The sequence below is a fragment of the Sphingobacterium sp. UGAL515B_05 genome, assembly GCF_033097525.1.
Taxonomy (GTDB): domain Bacteria; phylum Bacteroidota; class Bacteroidia; order Sphingobacteriales; family Sphingobacteriaceae; genus Sphingobacterium.
The window spans coordinates 3,060,799-3,076,394 of sequence record NZ_CP109907.1; the positions used below are offsets into that span (position 1 = coordinate 3,060,799).

Annotated in this window: 12 protein-coding genes and 1 pseudogene; 5 read left to right on the forward strand and 8 right to left on the reverse strand. The window is 40.5% G+C overall.

Going from position 1 to position 15,596, the window contains the following annotated elements; all coding sequences use genetic code 11:
• Positions 1–63: 63 nt before the first annotated feature.
• Both OK025_RS12340 and OK025_RS12345 read right to left on the reverse strand, forming a co-directional pair.
• The gene (locus OK025_RS12340; protein ID WP_317669679.1) at positions 64–2,094 is read right to left on the reverse strand and encodes a M3 family metallopeptidase; all 2,031 of its coding nucleotides are present in this window, start codon (positions 2,092–2,094) and stop codon (positions 64–66) included.
• Between the two features lie 172 nt (positions 2,095–2,266).
• Entirely contained in the window at positions 2,267–3,472 is a 1,206-nt protein-coding gene (locus OK025_RS12345; RefSeq protein WP_232475608.1) for a pyridoxal phosphate-dependent aminotransferase, read from the reverse strand.
• A gap of 266 nt (positions 3,473–3,738) precedes the next feature.
• On the opposite strand from OK025_RS12345, the gene OK025_RS12350 reads away from it, so the two are divergent.
• The 4 genes from OK025_RS12350 to OK025_RS12365 all read left to right on the forward strand — a co-directional run bounded on the left by OK025_RS12350 (position 3,739) and on the right by OK025_RS12365 (position 8,244).
• Positions 3,739–4,728, forward strand: a complete 990-nt coding sequence (locus OK025_RS12350; protein WP_153846845.1) for a cation diffusion facilitator family transporter — start codon at positions 3,739–3,741, stop codon at positions 4,726–4,728.
• Positions 4,729–4,872: 144 nt separating this feature from the next.
• Entirely contained in the window at positions 4,873–6,663 is a 1,791-nt protein-coding gene (lepA, locus tag OK025_RS12355; protein WP_317669680.1) for a translation elongation factor 4, read from the forward strand.
• Positions 6,664–6,727: 64 nt separating this feature from the next.
• The gene (locus OK025_RS12360) at positions 6,728–7,615 is read left to right on the forward strand and encodes a bifunctional 5,10-methylenetetrahydrofolate dehydrogenase/5,10-methenyltetrahydrofolate cyclohydrolase (protein ID WP_317669681.1); all 888 of its coding nucleotides are present in this window, start codon (positions 6,728–6,730) and stop codon (positions 7,613–7,615) included.
• An 86-nt stretch (positions 7,616–7,701) separates the two neighbouring features.
• Positions 7,702–8,244 carry a hypothetical protein gene (locus OK025_RS12365; RefSeq protein ID WP_115046770.1) on the forward strand — a complete coding sequence of 181 codons (543 nt, stop codon included), beginning with the start codon at positions 7,702–7,704 and terminating at the stop codon, positions 8,242–8,244.
• 95 nt (positions 8,245–8,339) lie between these two features.
• On the opposite strand, the gene OK025_RS12370 is transcribed toward OK025_RS12365, so the two are convergent.
• Complete coding sequence (locus OK025_RS12370) at positions 8,340–9,209, reverse strand: serine hydrolase (RefSeq protein WP_317669682.1); 870 nt, start codon at positions 9,207–9,209, stop codon at positions 8,340–8,342.
• A 154-nt stretch (positions 9,210–9,363) separates the two neighbouring features.
• On the opposite strand from OK025_RS12370, the gene OK025_RS12375 reads away from it, so the two are divergent.
• Positions 9,364–9,906 carry a DUF1543 domain-containing protein gene (locus OK025_RS12375; protein WP_317669683.1) on the forward strand — a complete coding sequence of 181 codons (543 nt, stop codon included), beginning with the start codon at positions 9,364–9,366 and terminating at the stop codon, positions 9,904–9,906.
• Between the two features lie 66 nt (positions 9,907–9,972).
• On the opposite strand, the gene OK025_RS12380 is transcribed toward OK025_RS12375, so the two are convergent.
• From OK025_RS12380 to OK025_RS12400, 5 genes and pseudogenes are all read right to left on the reverse strand, one after another.
• Complete coding sequence (locus OK025_RS12380; protein ID WP_317669684.1) at positions 9,973–11,457, reverse strand: amino acid permease; 1,485 nt, start codon at positions 11,455–11,457, stop codon at positions 9,973–9,975.
• Positions 11,458–11,589: 132 nt separating this feature from the next.
• Positions 11,590–12,189 (reverse strand): annotated as a pseudogene (locus tag OK025_RS12385) (NAD(P)-dependent oxidoreductase); the annotation flags it as partial.
• A gap of 52 nt (positions 12,190–12,241) precedes the next feature.
• Entirely contained in the window at positions 12,242–12,655 is a 414-nt protein-coding gene (locus OK025_RS12390) for an Rrf2 family transcriptional regulator (RefSeq protein ID WP_201638667.1), read from the reverse strand.
• Between the two features lie 115 nt (positions 12,656–12,770).
• Positions 12,771–13,457 (reverse strand): carboxypeptidase-like regulatory domain-containing protein, encoded by a 687-nt coding sequence (locus tag OK025_RS12395; RefSeq protein WP_317669685.1) that lies wholly within the window; start codon positions 13,455–13,457, stop codon positions 12,771–12,773.
• A 121-nt stretch (positions 13,458–13,578) separates the two neighbouring features.
• On the reverse strand, positions 13,579–15,525 hold the full coding sequence (locus OK025_RS12400) for a M1 family metallopeptidase (protein ID WP_317669686.1): 1,947 nt from the start codon (positions 15,523–15,525) through the stop codon (positions 13,579–13,581).
• Between the last annotated feature and the right edge of the window lie 71 nt (positions 15,526–15,596).

Consider the following 15,596-nt stretch of genomic DNA (forward strand, 5'->3'; position numbering starts at 1 on the left):
TTTATGTTTTCAATAAAAAAGCTGGATTTTATATCCAGCTTTTTTATTATTTGATCAATCCAATTATTTGATCAATCCAGCCCTTTTCAACAAAGGTTCTACCGAAGGTTCTTGTCCCCGGAAACGTTTGTAAAGAACCATTGGATGTTCGGTTCCACCTTTTGAAAGAATATTATCCTTGAATTTGGTTGCGATTTCCTTATTGAAAATACCGTTTTGTTTAAAGTAGTCAAATGCATCGGCATCCAGTACTTCGGCCCATTTATAGCTGTAATAGCCCGAAGAATAACCGCCATTGAAAATATGGGAGAAGGCTGTGCTCATGGCATTGTCCTTGACATCGGGATAGAGTTTTGTCGAGGCAAACTGTTGATCTTCGAATGCTTTCAGATCCGAGATCGCGGTTGGATCCTGTCCATGCCAGCCCATATCCAATAGACCAAAGCTCAATTGGCGCATTGTTGCCATACCCTCAAGAAATGAAGCGCTTTCGCGGATCTTTTCGACAAGTTCAATCGGAATCACTTCGCCAGTTTCATAGTGTTTGGCAAATAGCTCAAGAGCTTCTTTTTCGTAGCACCAGTTTTCCATCACCTGACTCGGTAACTCGACAAAATCCCAATATACAGAGGTTCCAGATAGTGTAGGATAAGTGCTATCAGCTAGCATACCATGTAGGGCATGTCCAAATTCGTGAAATAATGTGGTCACTTCCTGAAAGGTCAACAGCGAAGGTTTTGAAGCTGTAGGACGTGTAAAATTGCAAACAATGGAGACATGCGGACGTTCTTGTTTACCCTGTTGAATGTACTGTGGCTTGAAAGATGTCATCCAGGCCCCATTTCTCTTTCCTTTACGCGGGAAGAAATCGGCATAGAAGATAGCGACTAATTCACCGTTGTCTTTACTGACCTCAAATGTTTGTACTTCTTCGTGGTAGGTATCTATTGTATCGACTTCCTTGAAGTTGATGCCAAACAAGCGATGGGCTACTTCAAATGCACCTTGTAAGACATTTTCGAGTTTGAAATAAGGTTTGAGCTTTTCATCGTCCAAATTAAAGCGTTCCTGTTTCAGCTTTTCGGCATAATAGGCGCCATCCCATTTTTCCAATTGGTCTATGCCATGCATGTTTTTTGCAAATTGGGATAATTCTGCAAATTCTTTCACTGCCGCTGGTTTCGCTTTTCCAAGTAGGTCGTTTAGGAATTCGGTGACTTTACTTGGGTTTTGCGCCATACGTTCGGCAAGGACAAAGTCTGCATGGGTGGCGTAGCCTAATAAGTTAGCCCGTTCGAAGCGCAGTTTTACAATTTTAAGGACATTGTCCACGTTGTTGTGCTCGTTATCCTGAAAAGCTTTACGGCCTGCGGCGAGGGTAATTTCTTTGCGAAGTTCCCGATTGTCGGCATAAGTGACAAAAGGAAGATAGCTCGGGAAATCCAGGGTAAAAAGCCAGCCTTCTTTTTCGTTGGCTTTAGCCAAAGCATGGGCAGCTTCTACAGCACCCTCTGGAAGTCCAGCAAGATCTTTTTCGTCTGTTACCAACAGCTGATAGGCATTGGTTTCGGCCAGGACATTCTCCCCGAATTTCAATTTTAAAAGCGATAGCTCGGCATCTATTTCGCGGAGCTTTTCTTTCTGTTCATCATTTAAAAGTGCGCCGTTGCGTACAAAATCCTTATAGGATTTTTCCAATAAGGTGGTTTGCTCTGCCGTCAATGTCAGTTGATCCTTCTGGTCGTATACAGCCTTAACCCTTTTGAAAAGATCGAAATTTAAGGTGATATCATTGCCTAAAGCAGATAGTTTTGGGGCGACATCCTGTGCGATCTTTTCGAGATCAGCATTGGTTTCAGCGGAATGCAGATTGAAAAAGATATTGGACAAACGATCTAGTGTCTGTCCAGAGTAGGACATAGCAGCGATGGTATTGTCGAAAGTTGCCGTTTCGGGATTGTTGACGATAGCATCTACTTCATCTTTTGTCTTCTGAATAGCCTCATCAAATGCGGGAATATAATCTTCGTTTTTTATCTGTGAAAACGGAGCCGTGTCGTGCTGCGTTTTAAATTTTTCTGTTAAAATACTCATAGGAGTAAATGTAATAAATATTTATTTCAAGCGATAACATCTGCTTAAATTATGGGGCTGAGATGATATTTGACCGAATAGGCGTTTAGGCTGCGCCGAAAATTTAGGAGGAAAATTAGAACTGCATAAAAAAAGAGCTCAGAGGAGCTCTTTTTTATATTTGGGTAGGAGATTAGGCCAGTTTTCCTAATGCTTCTTTGATTCTTTTTAAAGCTTCAATCAAACTTTCGTCTGAAGCAGCATAAGACAAGCGGATGTAATTGTCGTTACCGAATGAATCTCCACCTACTGTAGCTACGTGACCAACATTCAATAAGTACAATGCCAAATCAGATGAGTTTTTAATGACATTACCATCTTGGTCTTTTTTACCAAAGAACGAAGAGATTTCTGGGAAGAAATAGAATGCGCCCTCTGGAAGATTTGTTCTTACGCCAGGGATTTCAGTCAATAGATCGTATACCAATTGGCGACGACGAGCGAAAGCTTCTTTCATTTTGTTGACAGATTCTAATCCTTGTTCATAAGCGACGATTCCTGCACGTTGAGAAATTGAACATGTACCTGAGGTTGTCTGTCCTTGTAATTTATCATTCGCGGCAGCAATGGTTTTGTTGGCAGCGATATAACCTAAACGCCATCCCGTCATTGCAAATGCTTTTGAAAAGCCATTGATGATAATTACTCTATCTTTGATGCTTTCAAATTGTGCGATGGATTCGTGTTTGTCTACAAAGTTGATATGCTCGTAGATTTCATCGGATAGGATAAATACCTGTGGATGTTTTTCGAAAACTTCAGCTAATGCAGCCAATTCATCTTTGCTGTAAACTGTTCCTGTGGGGTTGTTTGGCGAAGAGAACATAAACAATTTGGTTTTTGGTGTAATTGCCGCTTCCAATTGTGCTGGTGTAATCTTAAAGTTATTGTCGATCTCTGTATTGATAAATACCGATTTTCCTTCTGCTAAAACGACCATTTCGGAGTATGATACCCAATACGGTGTTGGGATAATTACCTCATCACCTGGGTTGATCAACGTCAAAATTACATTAGACAGGGATTGTTTCGCACCTGTAGAAACAACAATTTGAGAGATATCATAATCTAAATTGTTTTCTGTCTTCAACTTGTTTACAATTGCCTGGCGCAATTCAGGGTATCCCGGTACCGGCGAATAACGCGTCCAGTTTTCATCTAGGGCTTTCTTCGCTGCATCTTTTACATGCTCAGGGGTGTTGAAATCAGGTTCACCTACGCTAAGGCTAATTACATTAACGCCTTTCGCTGCTAATTCGCGGCCCAACTTGGTCATTTTAAGTGTAGCCGATTCGGACAAATTATTTATCCTGTCTGATAAGTATGATGATGTGCTCATGGTAAGACAAAGATATTATATACGTTGCAAATAATCTTCTTTATTTTTGAGAATTTACAAAGAAAAGTAGCTCTTTTATTGGGCTTTTTTAATAAAAGGGCAGTTGAAGCGATTTAGCACAGTTATTTAATTGATCCCTGATGTTGGATGTTCAAAACTAATCGTTCTGATTTGTCGTTATATCTTTACCTTTGCGCTCACAAAAATGCTGGCTAGTCCTCATTTCATCATTAGCTATAGAAGGTTTCATATAGAAGATAAGCATCATGTCAAGACAAAGAAGATTGGTTTTATTATCGCTTTTTACGGGAATAGGTTTGATGATTGTGAAGTTTTTTGCCTACTTTTTAACGGACTCCAGTGCAATCTTTACAGATGCGGCAGAGAGTATCGTTAATGTGATTGCTTCGGGTTTTGCATTTTATAGTATTTATCTTTCGGCGCAACCTAAAGATGAGAATCATCCCTACGGGCATGGTAAAGTGGAGTTCTTTTCGGTGTTTTTGGAAGGTGGACTTATTTTTATCGCCGGCGCCATTATCTTAGCCAAGGCTTGCTACAATCTTTTCTTTCCGGCAGCGTTAACGCACCTTGAACAAGGGATTTATCTGATCGGTATTACATCTGTGATAAATTTTGCAGTAGGATTCTATATCATGAAGCGTGGACGTGCATTGGGCTCTATTACCTTGGTGGCGGACGGAAAACATCTGCAGGTAGATGCCTATAGTACGGTCGGATTGATACTGGGTTTACTATTGATGAGACTGACAGGTTTCCAATGGATCGATGTGGTCATTTCAATTGTATTGGGGCTTTTTATCCTCTTCAATGGTTATAAGCTACTTCGCCAATCGATCGGTGGATTGATGGATGAATCGGATACAGCGCTCGTACAGGATGTCGTCGAAATCTTGGAGCGCAATCGGAAAGATGAATGGATTGATGTTCATAATCTTCGTGTACAGCGCTATGGGAACGAACTCCATGTAGATTGCCATCTCACACTACCCCGTTACCTTGACCTTATCCAGGTGCATGATGAAATTTCTGCTGTGGATAAGATTGTTAATAAGGAGATGTCGGTACGGACCGAATTTTTCGTTCATGCGGATCCTTGTCTTCCACAGTGCTGCCAATATTGTCAGGTCGACAATTGCCCAATTCGTTCGGAGCAATTTCGGGGACGAATTTCGTGGGACACAGACAATGTTACACGAAATCAGAAACATTTTTTATATGCTATTGCTGAATAGCGGATGCAGTTTCTGCCGTTCTTAATAGGAATAGTGTCTAGTCTGATTTCTTCGCGTATAGTAAACTAAAAAAAAGCTAGTTTATATAAATATATATAAAAAAAGGTATCTTTGCCTTTTAGCAAAAGAGTTTAAAAATCCTATATGAAGCACATTCGTAATTTCTGTATTATTGCGCATATTGACCATGGCAAAAGTACTTTGGCAGACCGCCTTTTAGAGTATACCAATACCATCAGTCAGCGTGAGGCACAGGCACAATTACTTGATAATATGGATTTGGAACGTGAACGTGGTATTACGATCAAGAGTCACGCCATCCAAATGAATTATAAAAGAGATGGTCAGGAATATATTTTGAACCTGATTGATACCCCGGGACACGTGGATTTTTCTTATGAGGTGTCGCGTTCAATTGCTGCCTGCGAGGGCGCTTTATTGATCGTTGATGCATCTCAAGGTATTCAGGCGCAAACGATTTCAAATTTATATCTAGCGTTGGAGCATGATTTGGAAATCATCCCAATTCTCAACAAAATGGACCTTCCTGGTGCTATGCCGGAAGAAGTCAAAGATCAGATTGTGGATTTGATCGGTGGTGACCGCGATGCGATTATTCCTGCATCTGGTAAAACAGGTCTTGGTGTTCCGGATATTTTGGAAGCTATTGTGGACCGTATTCCACATCCAGTGGGTGATCCTGATGGACCTTTGCAAGCCTTGATTTTTGACTCTGTTTTCAACTCATTCCGTGGTATCATGGCTTATTTTAAAGTTGAAAATGGTGAAATCCGCAAGGGCGACCGCGTGAAATTTGTTGCTACTGGGAAAGAATATTTTGCCGATGAAATTGGTACACTGAAGTTGAATCAAGTACCTAAAGAAGTCATTAAGACCGGTGATGTAGGTTATATTATCTCTGGTATCAAGGAGGCACGTGAGGTGAAAGTAGGGGATACCATTACGCATAAAGATCGCCCTTGTTCTGAGGCTATCCAAGGGTTTGAAGAGGTGAAACCGATGGTCTTTGCGGGTATTTATCCTGTCGATACGGAGGATTACGAGGAGTTGCGTGAATCGATGCACCGTTTGCAGCTAAACGATGCTTCTTTGGTGTTTGAACCAGAGTCGTCGGCAGCCTTGGGTTTCGGTTTCCGTTGTGGTTTCTTGGGTATGCTTCACATGGAGATTATTCAAGAACGTCTAGAGCGCGAGTTTGATATGACGGTGATCACGACAGTTCCCAACGTATCCTATAAGGCCTATATGACCAAAGATAAAGAGGAAGTGGTCGTACATAATCCTTCTGATCTACCGGATCCAAGTAAATTGGATTCAATTGAAGAACCATATATCAAAGCTAATATTATTACGAAATCGGATTTCGTTGGACCTATCATGTCACTTTGTATCCAGAAACGTGGTACGATCATGAACCAACATTATTTGACTTCAGATCGTGTTGAATTGGTCTTTGAAATGCCAATGGGAGAAATTGTATTTGACTTCTATGATAAGTTGAAAACGATCTCTAAAGGTTATGCTTCATTTGATTACCATCAGATTGGTTATCGCAAGTCAGATTTGGTAAAACTGGATATTCGATTGAACGATGAACCTGTAGATGCCTTGTCATCGTTGATACATAGGAGCAACGCCTATGATTTTGGTAAAAAAATCTGTGAAAAACTAAAAGAACTATTACCCCGTCAACAATTTGAAATTCGTATCCAGGCGTCAATCGGTGCAAAGATTATTGCCCGGGAGACGATCTCAGCTTTACGTAAAGATGTTACGGCAAAATGTTATGGTGGTGATATCTCCCGGAAGCGTAAGCTTTTGGAAAAACAAAAGAAAGGTAAGAAACGCATGCGTCAGGTTGGGAACGTAGAGATTCCGCAATCTGCATTTATGGCGGTATTGAAATTAGATTAATCAAAATAACACAATAATAAAGGAGCTCTTGGGCTCCTTTTAAATACAATAAAATCTCCTAAACATGAATCTTTTAGATGGTAAACTAGTTTCCGAAAAAATTAAAGAGCAAATTGCGTTAGATGCTGCTGAATTTACGACACAGACCGGCCGTAAGCCTCATCTGGTTGCTATCCTTGTGGGGAATGATGGTGGTAGCGAAACCTATGTAGCTAGCAAAATGCGCAACTGTCAACTGGTCGGCTTTGAATCAACAAACATTCGTTATGATGAAAACATAACAGAGGATGAATTGATCGCTAAAGTCAAAGAAATCAATCAGGATGAGTCTATCGACGGTTTGATTGTTCAGTTGCCTTTACCAAAACATATTGATCCGGATAAAGTTACCGAAGCAATTGATTACCGCAAAGATGTGGATGGTTTCCATCCGATCAACCTCGGACGTATGCAACGTAATCTTCCTTGTTTTATTCCAGCTACGCCATATGGTATTATGTTGATGTTGGATTATTATAAGATCGATACAGCAGGCAAGCACGCTGTAGTGGTTGGAAGAAGTAATATTGTGGGATCGCCAATGAGTATCTTACTGGCTCGTAATTCCAATCCAGGTAATTGTACTGTGACATTAACACATAGTCGCACAAAAGACCTTAAAACAGAGGTTTTGCGGGGTGATATCATTGTTGCAGCAATCGGTAAGAAAAATTTTGTTACAGCAGATATGGTTAAAGACGGTGCGGTTGTGATTGATGTCGGTATTAATAGAGAAACTTCTACAGCAACAAAATCTGGTTTTAAGCTATATGGTGATGTCGATTTTGAAAATGTTGCTCCTAAAGCGTCCTGGATTACACCGGTACCGGGCGGAGTTGGGTTAATGACAATCGTGGGGTTATTGAAAAATACGTTAGAAGCTGCGAAAGGAACAATCTATCCGAAGCAATAATTTTGTCTAATTGGCATAGAAGTTGTAAATTGATGTATACGTGCTCTGATGAGCCGTTGAAAACTACACTCATAAATCAATTTATAATGAAAAAAATTGCACTTTTAGCAGTCGTAGCAGGAGCATTGGTCATGTCTTCTTGCAACAATTCGGAGAAAAAAGACACTACAGCGACAGATTCGGCAAAAACAGTCGGTGAGCATGTAGATGCGGCAATCGCAGATTTAAAAAATGCGGAGGAAAATGCCCGTTTGAAAGCAGAGCAGGCGAAAAAGGATTTGGATGAAGCTATCGCAAAAGGCGATAAAGCTGCCGAGGAAAAGGCTCGAGCTGCTTCTGAAGAAGCTAACACTGCCTGGGAAAAAACCAAGGATGCTTTGCGTAATGCTGGAGAAGATGTAAAAGAGGGATTGAAAGACGCAAAAGATGCGACAGTAGATGCGACAAATACAGCTGTTGATAAAACAAAAGACGCTGCAAAAGATGTCGCTGACGGTACGAAGAAAGTTGCAAATGATGTTGCTACCGGAACCAAAGAGGCTGCTAAAGATGTAAAAGATGCTTCCAAAAAAGTAGGTGACGATATTAGTCGGAAAGCTAAAAATGTAGGTGAAGCGTTGAAAAATTAGTTGACGTATTTCATTTGAACGATAGGGAAGGGGAGCACTTTTTTGAGTGCCCCCCTTTTTTATATCACATCTTTATAATATTGACTTAAATAGGTTTATTGGTAATAATCCCATAATAATTTGGAAAGCTTACGGGTAAGTGCCTCTGCTTCATTTGTTTTACCCCAGCTTTTGTCTACATTGTTCTTGGTGAAAATACTGAAAACATAATCTCCTTTCGGCGCATTGACCAAAATGACCTCATTGCGTACGTCATCTAAAGAGCCTGTTTTTGAAGCTGTTTTAACAGTGGACGGGATTTGCGATAGCCCTCTTTCATCATAGAACATGTTGCCCATAAAACGATACATCTGATCGGAAGATTTTGGCGATACAACTTTGCCTTGTCGGATTAGTGTGACCAGGTCGGCCATTTCTTTTGGTGTAGTCTGGCCCCAGCCATATCTTTCCCAATCTGACTTCCGTCCCTCTGTCTGTGAGTTGACACGCGTCTGAGTTAGTTGAAGCCCGCTCATTAATTTATTGATCGCGACACCTCCGCCCGCAAGTTTTTGATTCCAAATGCTGGTTACATTATCACTATAAGATAGCATAAGCGCAACCAGGGTTTTAAGATCAACTTGTGTACTGTCTTTAAAAAATTGCATTAGCCCTGAGCCGCCATATCGTTGACTAGCACGGTAGAGCAGTTGCTGATCAAGTTGTAGTTCACCTTTTTCAATTTTATCAAAGATGCCGACTAAAATGGGGATTTTAACAATGCTTGCCGTCGGGAAAATGCTGTCGCCCTGGATGTTGACTTCTTTGTTTTTTTTGAGGTGGTGTACATAAATGCCAACATCGCCTTGAAAACCCTGAATCAGCTGTTTAATCTGTGATTCGAGTTTTTTATCGGTAGCGGTTTTTTGGCCAAAGGACAGTAATGATAAGAATAGTAACGCAAATGATAGGAATATTTTGTGCATTGTGAAGATATAATATATGTTAAATGTGGTGGATAATAGTTATTTTTATTGTTTATAGGGCTTAAGTTATGAAATATCCATGATTCGTACGCACAGACATCGATGAAAAATAAACTGGATATACTAGCACGGACATTGAAGACTGATTTTGACTATGAAATTATTTATGATTTTGATCGGTTGTAAACCGAGAAATAGACGGACAGAACAGCATGACATTTTCTTCGGTATTGGTAATGAGCTGAAGGATTTTGTCTATCCCATTAAAGATTTTTGGCCCGAGGCTGACGGTAAAATTCACATTGATGCGTACCGTATTGTCCATAAGATTGGGGAATATGAGATCAAGGTTACTGAAAGGGAGGATGAACAGGCTATTGATTCAGAATTGAAGTTGTTTTTTGTTAATTTAGGTGGCTACAAACCGAATGAATTTGACGAGTTCCATTACAAAGAACTCATTGTAGCATCCAGTTTGGCCAAGGCGACTGAAAAGGCAAAACGCACTGTTTTTTGGAAGCACCACAGTTCGGCACATATCGATGATAAGTACGGTTTGGATGTTGATGATATTTATGAGATAGAAGATTTGCTATTACCTCATGATAAAGAGCTGTATAGTATTCAAATTACGCCAAAGACCGGTCTAGAAGAAGATACCATTGCGAATGGATATTTTAAACTGAGTGCGCTGTAATAAGAATGTGCTATTGGATTTCTTAAACATAAAAAAGGCTTCTTTATTAAGAAGCCTTTTTTATGTTTAACCAATATTTTGTTGGTTCTGATGTTGTTTTCTAATGACACTATGTTTTTTACCGTATACAAAGTAAATCAATAAGCCTAAAGCGAGCCAGACCGCTAAACGCTCCCAGCTTTCAATTGGCAATGAGGCCATCATTAAAATACAGACCAAGATACCCATGATCGGAACGAAAGGAACCAATGGTGTTTTAAACGGGCGCTCCAAATTAGGATCTGTTTTACGTAGTACTAGAATACCTACACATACAAGGGTGAAGGCAAATAGGGTACCAATACTTACCATATGCCCAAGGTCAGAAACTGGAACGAAACCTGCGAATATACTTACGAATACCATGAAAATAGCATTTGTTTTCCAAGGAGTCTGTCTTTTGGATAAGTCTGAAAATATCTTTGGAAGCAAACCATCTTTACTCATCGAATAAAATACGCGGCTCTGACCAAGTAACATCACGAGAATAACTGAAGTATATCCTGCAATAATCGTAATAATCAACGCTGTATTTAAGAAATGATAGCCTGTTCGAGCAAAAGCTGTCGCAACTGGTTTAGCATCACCTTTGAACATCGTATAGTTTTCGATACCTGTCATGACGTAAGAGAATAAAACATACAAAAGTGTACAGATTATTAACGAGCCGATGATACCGATTGGCATACCTTTTTTTGGATTTTTTGCTTCTTGAGCAGCTGTACTTACCGCGTCGAAACCGATGAATGCAAAAAAGACAACGCCTGCAGCCCGTAATACTCCACTGATACCAAAGTGACCGAAGTCATCACTTTTTAAAAATGACCAAAAGCTTTGCTGTCCACTTTTCACAAGCTCTTCACCTGCATTTGTAGGGATAAATGGATCGTGGTTAGCAGGATTGATAAAGCTCCATCCCAAGGCAATGAAAATCAATACTACACCAACTTTTAGGATAACCAATATATTGTTTACGCGGGATGATTCCTGTGTGCCGCGCATCAGTAACAGCGATAGTAAACAAACAATAATGATGGCCGGCAGATTGACTACACCACCTTCCCAAGGGCCTTTGAGCAGGGTGTCGGGGAGCTGGATATGAAATATCATCAGGAGCTGATTGAAATACTGAGACCAACTGACGGCAACCGTGGCTCCTGCTAGTGCATATTCTAGGACGAGATCCCAGCCGATTATCCAGGCAACAAATTCACCCATTGTGGCGTAGGAATATGTGTAAGCACTTCCCGCAACAGGGATCATAGAGGCAAATTCGGCATAACAAAGACCTGCGAATCCACAGCCTACTGCTGCGATAATGAAAGATAGGATAACAGCTGGCCCTGCATTTTCAGCAGCGGCAATCCCTGTTAGGGAGAAAAGTCCTGCCCCAATGATAGCCCCGACACCGAGGGCGATAAGGCCCGAGCTGGACAGTGTCCTCTTTAGCGTGTGTTCTCCATTTTCATTTGCTTCAGCAATGAGTTGAGGAATCGATTTTTTAAATAGCATAGGATTAATTCTTTACGATTATTTAGCTTTTCAATTGTTTAATTAATGTCAAATATAAATGATCTCAATGAAAAAAGGGAAGATTGCTCCTCCCTTTTGTAATAAAATCTGAATCAAATGCCTGTTTGGGTACTAATACGCTGCTGTAAAGCGTTTATTGAGGAATTGTTTGTTCTCAATTTCGTCTGCTATTGCTACAGCAAGATCCTCTACTGATAATCTAGAACGACCCTCCTGATCAAATACAGGAGTATCAAGGCCTGTGCGGTATTTTCCGGTACGGGTTCCACCAGCATGGGAATTCATTTCTATAGCAGGACTAAACATGGTCCAGGTAAGTTGATCTTCTTTCCGGATGGTATTCAGATAATCTGCTGCAGCTAATGCCCCAGGTTTAATTTCTTTTGGAAAATCCGGTGAATCGACCAGTCTATTTCCATCAACCAATAAACTTCCTGCACCACCAATAACAATGAAACGATTGATACCGGCATCTTTAACAGCCTGTTGGATGGCCAATGCACCTTTTGTAAAATCTTCATAAAGATTAGGGTTGGTCCATCCGGCATTGAAAGCCGAAACAACAACATCAACACCTTTTAGCGCAGAAACCAATTGATTATTATCATTGATATCTACTTGGAGTTTGGTTACTTTTTCACTCGATGGAATATTTTCGATGTGGCGGGCGATGGCGACTACGTCATAGTTACGGTCTACCAATTCTTTTACGAGATGAGATCCTTATCCTGTGGATCCAATTACTGCTACTTTCATGTTTCCTTTAATTAAATGTTTTGCTAAAATCAGCCAGGGTTATCTTTTCCAAACGTTGTACAATATCAGTGTCGACTTCCTGATACAGATCCTGGAGTTTGGAGTTGATATTTTTGCCCACAATACATGCCGGATTGGGATTGTTAAATTTCCCGCCGAAATCGGTTTGCTTGGTGCTGATATAAATATCAGCCAAGGTAATCGTTGGATTCTCGGGATTTATGCGAATACCGCCGCCCTTACCTTCTTTACTTGTCAGTAAAGATGCTGTTTTGAGAGATGCAATTTCTTTGCGAACCACACTTGCATTGACCTGGATGCTTGACGCAATATATTCAGAAGAAAGCCATTGATTTGACTCTTCTAACTGTGCCAGAACCATAATGTGTAATGCTGTTGCGAACCTCAAGTTGTGTAACATCCTCTGCTGATTTTTCTAAATTATAACACAAAGTAACAGAAAAGGTTTTAAACTGAAATAAAAATTATTACAGTTTAAAACCTTCTGACAATCACGTGATAAAAGTGTTTGTTTTTTATTTTTTCTCGTTAAATTTTTTATAGCTATCCATGATATAGACCTTCAGAGTCTCTTGGCTGCTGTTTTGAATAAATTTATAGGAAGGTCTAAACCTTTCCTTAAACAGGGCTAGATCTGAACCATTGAGCGGAGTCAATTCTTTGATCAGATTTTCGGTGAATTTTCGATCAACTGCTCTTTTCTCAAGTTCTGCGACGAGGAGTTTGTGATTTGAACGTGCCTGTTTTCCCTCTTTGCTAAATATACGGCTTGGAGAAATCCGTACTCCGCCGCGGTTTTGACTTGCGTCGGAATACTTTCCTAAAGTCTTCTCGCGCTGGATTTCAGCAGCAAGTCTACTGTCTGTCATCCGTTCTACGACAACTTCATTGAGTTCGATAACATTATTCATTCTGTTCAAATAGATTCTGCGTAAGCTGCTATCATAAATGAAGACAGTATCTTGTTCATATCCCACAGCCTTGATTAACAAGAGGTCGTTAATATTGGCGTCAATTGCAAAGGAGCCATCTCTATTGGTCTGTACTTCAGCCTTGGTTCTTAAATTTTGAATTTGTGCAGCCTCAATTTTCTCACCGCTGACAAGTTCCATAATAATCCCCTTGGTTTTTTCCTGTGCAACAAGATGTCCACTCATTAGTGTAATAAGTAAGCAGCTTAGAATCGTTTGTAAGATTTTCATGTGAATAAATATAGTTATGTATTTTCAATCTATGAATGAACAGGGTATTTGCCGTTTTGTTTAGGCCGTACGTTCATGATCGTTCTCTAGCCAAAAATAACGAATAGATTTTGAAAATCTGCTAATTTGCTTTCCACGAATTATTGTCTGGGTTTTTGTCCGGCATGACCATGTCAGGATCTAGCTGTACAGATTGCAATGACTCTGTGGTGGGTATTTTAAATTGCCATACGTCGTTTCTTTCCCAGATTTCCACGGGTAGTTTTTTTCGAATCTTCTTGCCTGATACGGTTGTAGCTTCAACAATAACTGGCATCGGTAATTTTTCGAGATTTTCCACGGTGACAAGTGCGCCAAATTTTGGCTCATTGTTGACATAGGATACCGATTTTATACCTTGGTCCATTTGCCAGTTGTTGACAAACCACCCGCGCCAGAACCAGTTTAGGTTTTCTCCAGCACCATTTTCAATAGCTTTGAAGAAATCCTCCGGTGTAGGGTGTTTGTAAGCCCATTCTTGGATATACTTTTTAAAGGCGTAATCGAAGCGCTCAGGACCGATGATTTCGTTTCGCAATAATTTCAGTCCATAAGCTGGCTTATAGTAGACCAAAGCACCAATATTACGTTCTTTCATGTTTTGCGGGGTACTCATGATCGGTTCAAGATTACGGGCAGTAAAGATGTACGATCTGCTCGCCTGATTACGGTAATATTCGCCATTGTTGAATTCCTTTGTTGCGAGTTCGTTAATAAATGTATTGAACCCTTCATCCATCCATCCATGTTCACGTTCGTTGGATGCGACAATCATTGGGAACCAATTGTGACCAAACTCGTGGTTGGTAACACCCCAAAGTGAGCCTGCTTTGGCCTGATTGCCACAGAACGACAAGGCTGGATATTCCATTCCACCGACATTGGAGGCTACATTGACCGCTACAGGGTAAGGATACTCAAACCAGCTTTTTGAATAGATTTCAATTGCAGCTTTCGTGTATTCTGTCGAGCGTTCCCAGGCATTGTTACTGTTACTTTCAATTGGATAGGCTGACAACGCGAGGGATTTTTTTCCACTCGGTAGATTGATCTTCGCACCATCTAAAATAAATGCCGTAGAGGACGCCCAGGCAATGTCTTGTGCATTATTAAGTTGATATTTCCAGGTTAAGGTTTTCTTGTCAGGCCTGGAGTTTTTTGCGTTAACTTCTTCGGCGGAGCGGATGATCACGGTTTCGTCGCTGCGTTGTGCCTGTTGGTATCGCTTGAGTTGCTCAGCTGTAAATACTTCCTGTGGGTTTAATAATTCGCCACCCAATACAACCATGTGGTTTGCCGGAGTAGTGATCTCAACCTGGTAATTTCCGAATTCACGATAGAATTCTCCCGGTCCTGTATAAGGAAGGGTATTCCAACCTCTAATGTCGTCATAGACACACAGTCTTGGGAACCATTGTGCAATGGCATAGATTTTTCCGTTTTTTGTGTCAAGTATACCTGTACGGTCCGCACCATATTTAGGAACGGTGTATTGGTATTTAATCTTAAAAGTTATTTTTCCGCCCTTGCTCTTTAATGCCGCAGGAAGTCGAAGTTGCATACGGGTATCGTCAATAATATATTCGATGGCATTTCCGTTTACATCCGTAACAGATTGTATCTGATATCCACCATCAAAAGTTGAGTTACCATCACCGTAACGGCTGTTGGTCAAGGGGGAGATCAATTGACCACGGCCATGTTGTGAAAACATATTTTGATCTAATTGTAACCACAGATAGTTCATATTGTCTGGACTATTGTTGCTATAGGTAATCTCGACAGATCCTGTAATTTGATCATTTTGATCGTTCAGGGAAGCCTGAATTTTATAGTCGGCTGCATTTTGCCAGTAGGCAGGGCCCGGTTTTCCGGCTGCGGAACGATATTCATTGCCATTATTTTTAAAAAACAAGGGTGCAAAGGCCTCTGTATAGCTGTAATTGGATGTTTTCTCCTGTGCAAAGGCCGGATAAGCATAGCTCAACGCAACAAGGCTTAAAGAAGCCAGTGCAATTCTTTTCATCATACGTCTACTTAAATTATGTTTATTTGCTCCAATATACAATGAAAAGTACATTGAGCCAAAAAAAACGCAAA

What these genes read in the sequence shown, in the direction of transcription:
- lepA (WP_317669680.1), top strand. Translation starts at nt 4,873, where the DNA reads ATGAAGCACATTCGTAATTTCTGTATTATTGCGCATATTGACCATGGC.
- OK025_RS12350 (WP_153846845.1), top strand. Translation starts at nt 3,739, where the DNA reads ATGTCAAGACAAAGAAGATTGGTTTTATTATCGCTTTTTACGGGAATA.
- OK025_RS12375 (WP_317669683.1), top strand. Translation starts at nt 9,364, where the DNA reads ATGAAATTATTTATGATTTTGATCGGTTGTAAACCGAGAAATAGACGG.
- OK025_RS12380 (WP_317669684.1), bottom strand. Translation starts at nt 11,457, where the DNA reads ATGCTATTTAAAAAATCGATTCCTCAACTCATTGCTGAAGCAAATGAA.
- OK025_RS12365 (WP_115046770.1), top strand. Translation starts at nt 7,702, where the DNA reads ATGAAAAAAATTGCACTTTTAGCAGTCGTAGCAGGAGCATTGGTCATG.
- OK025_RS12360 (WP_317669681.1), top strand. Translation starts at nt 6,728, where the DNA reads ATGAATCTTTTAGATGGTAAACTAGTTTCCGAAAAAATTAAAGAGCAA.
- OK025_RS12370 (WP_317669682.1), bottom strand. Translation starts at nt 9,209, where the DNA reads ATGCACAAAATATTCCTATCATTTGCGTTACTATTCTTATCATTACTG.
- OK025_RS12400 (WP_317669686.1), bottom strand. Translation starts at nt 15,525, where the DNA reads ATGATGAAAAGAATTGCACTGGCTTCTTTAAGCCTTGTTGCGTTGAGC.
- OK025_RS12340 (WP_317669679.1), bottom strand. Translation starts at nt 2,094, where the DNA reads ATGAGTATTTTAACAGAAAAATTTAAAACGCAGCACGACACGGCTCCG.
- OK025_RS12345 (WP_232475608.1), bottom strand. Translation starts at nt 3,472, where the DNA reads ATGAGCACATCATCATACTTATCAGACAGGATAAATAATTTGTCCGAA.
- OK025_RS12395 (WP_317669685.1), bottom strand. Translation starts at nt 13,457, where the DNA reads ATGAAAATCTTACAAACGATTCTAAGCTGCTTACTTATTACACTAATG.
- OK025_RS12390 (WP_201638667.1), bottom strand. Translation starts at nt 12,655, where the DNA reads ATGTTACACAACTTGAGGTTCGCAACAGCATTACACATTATGGTTCTG.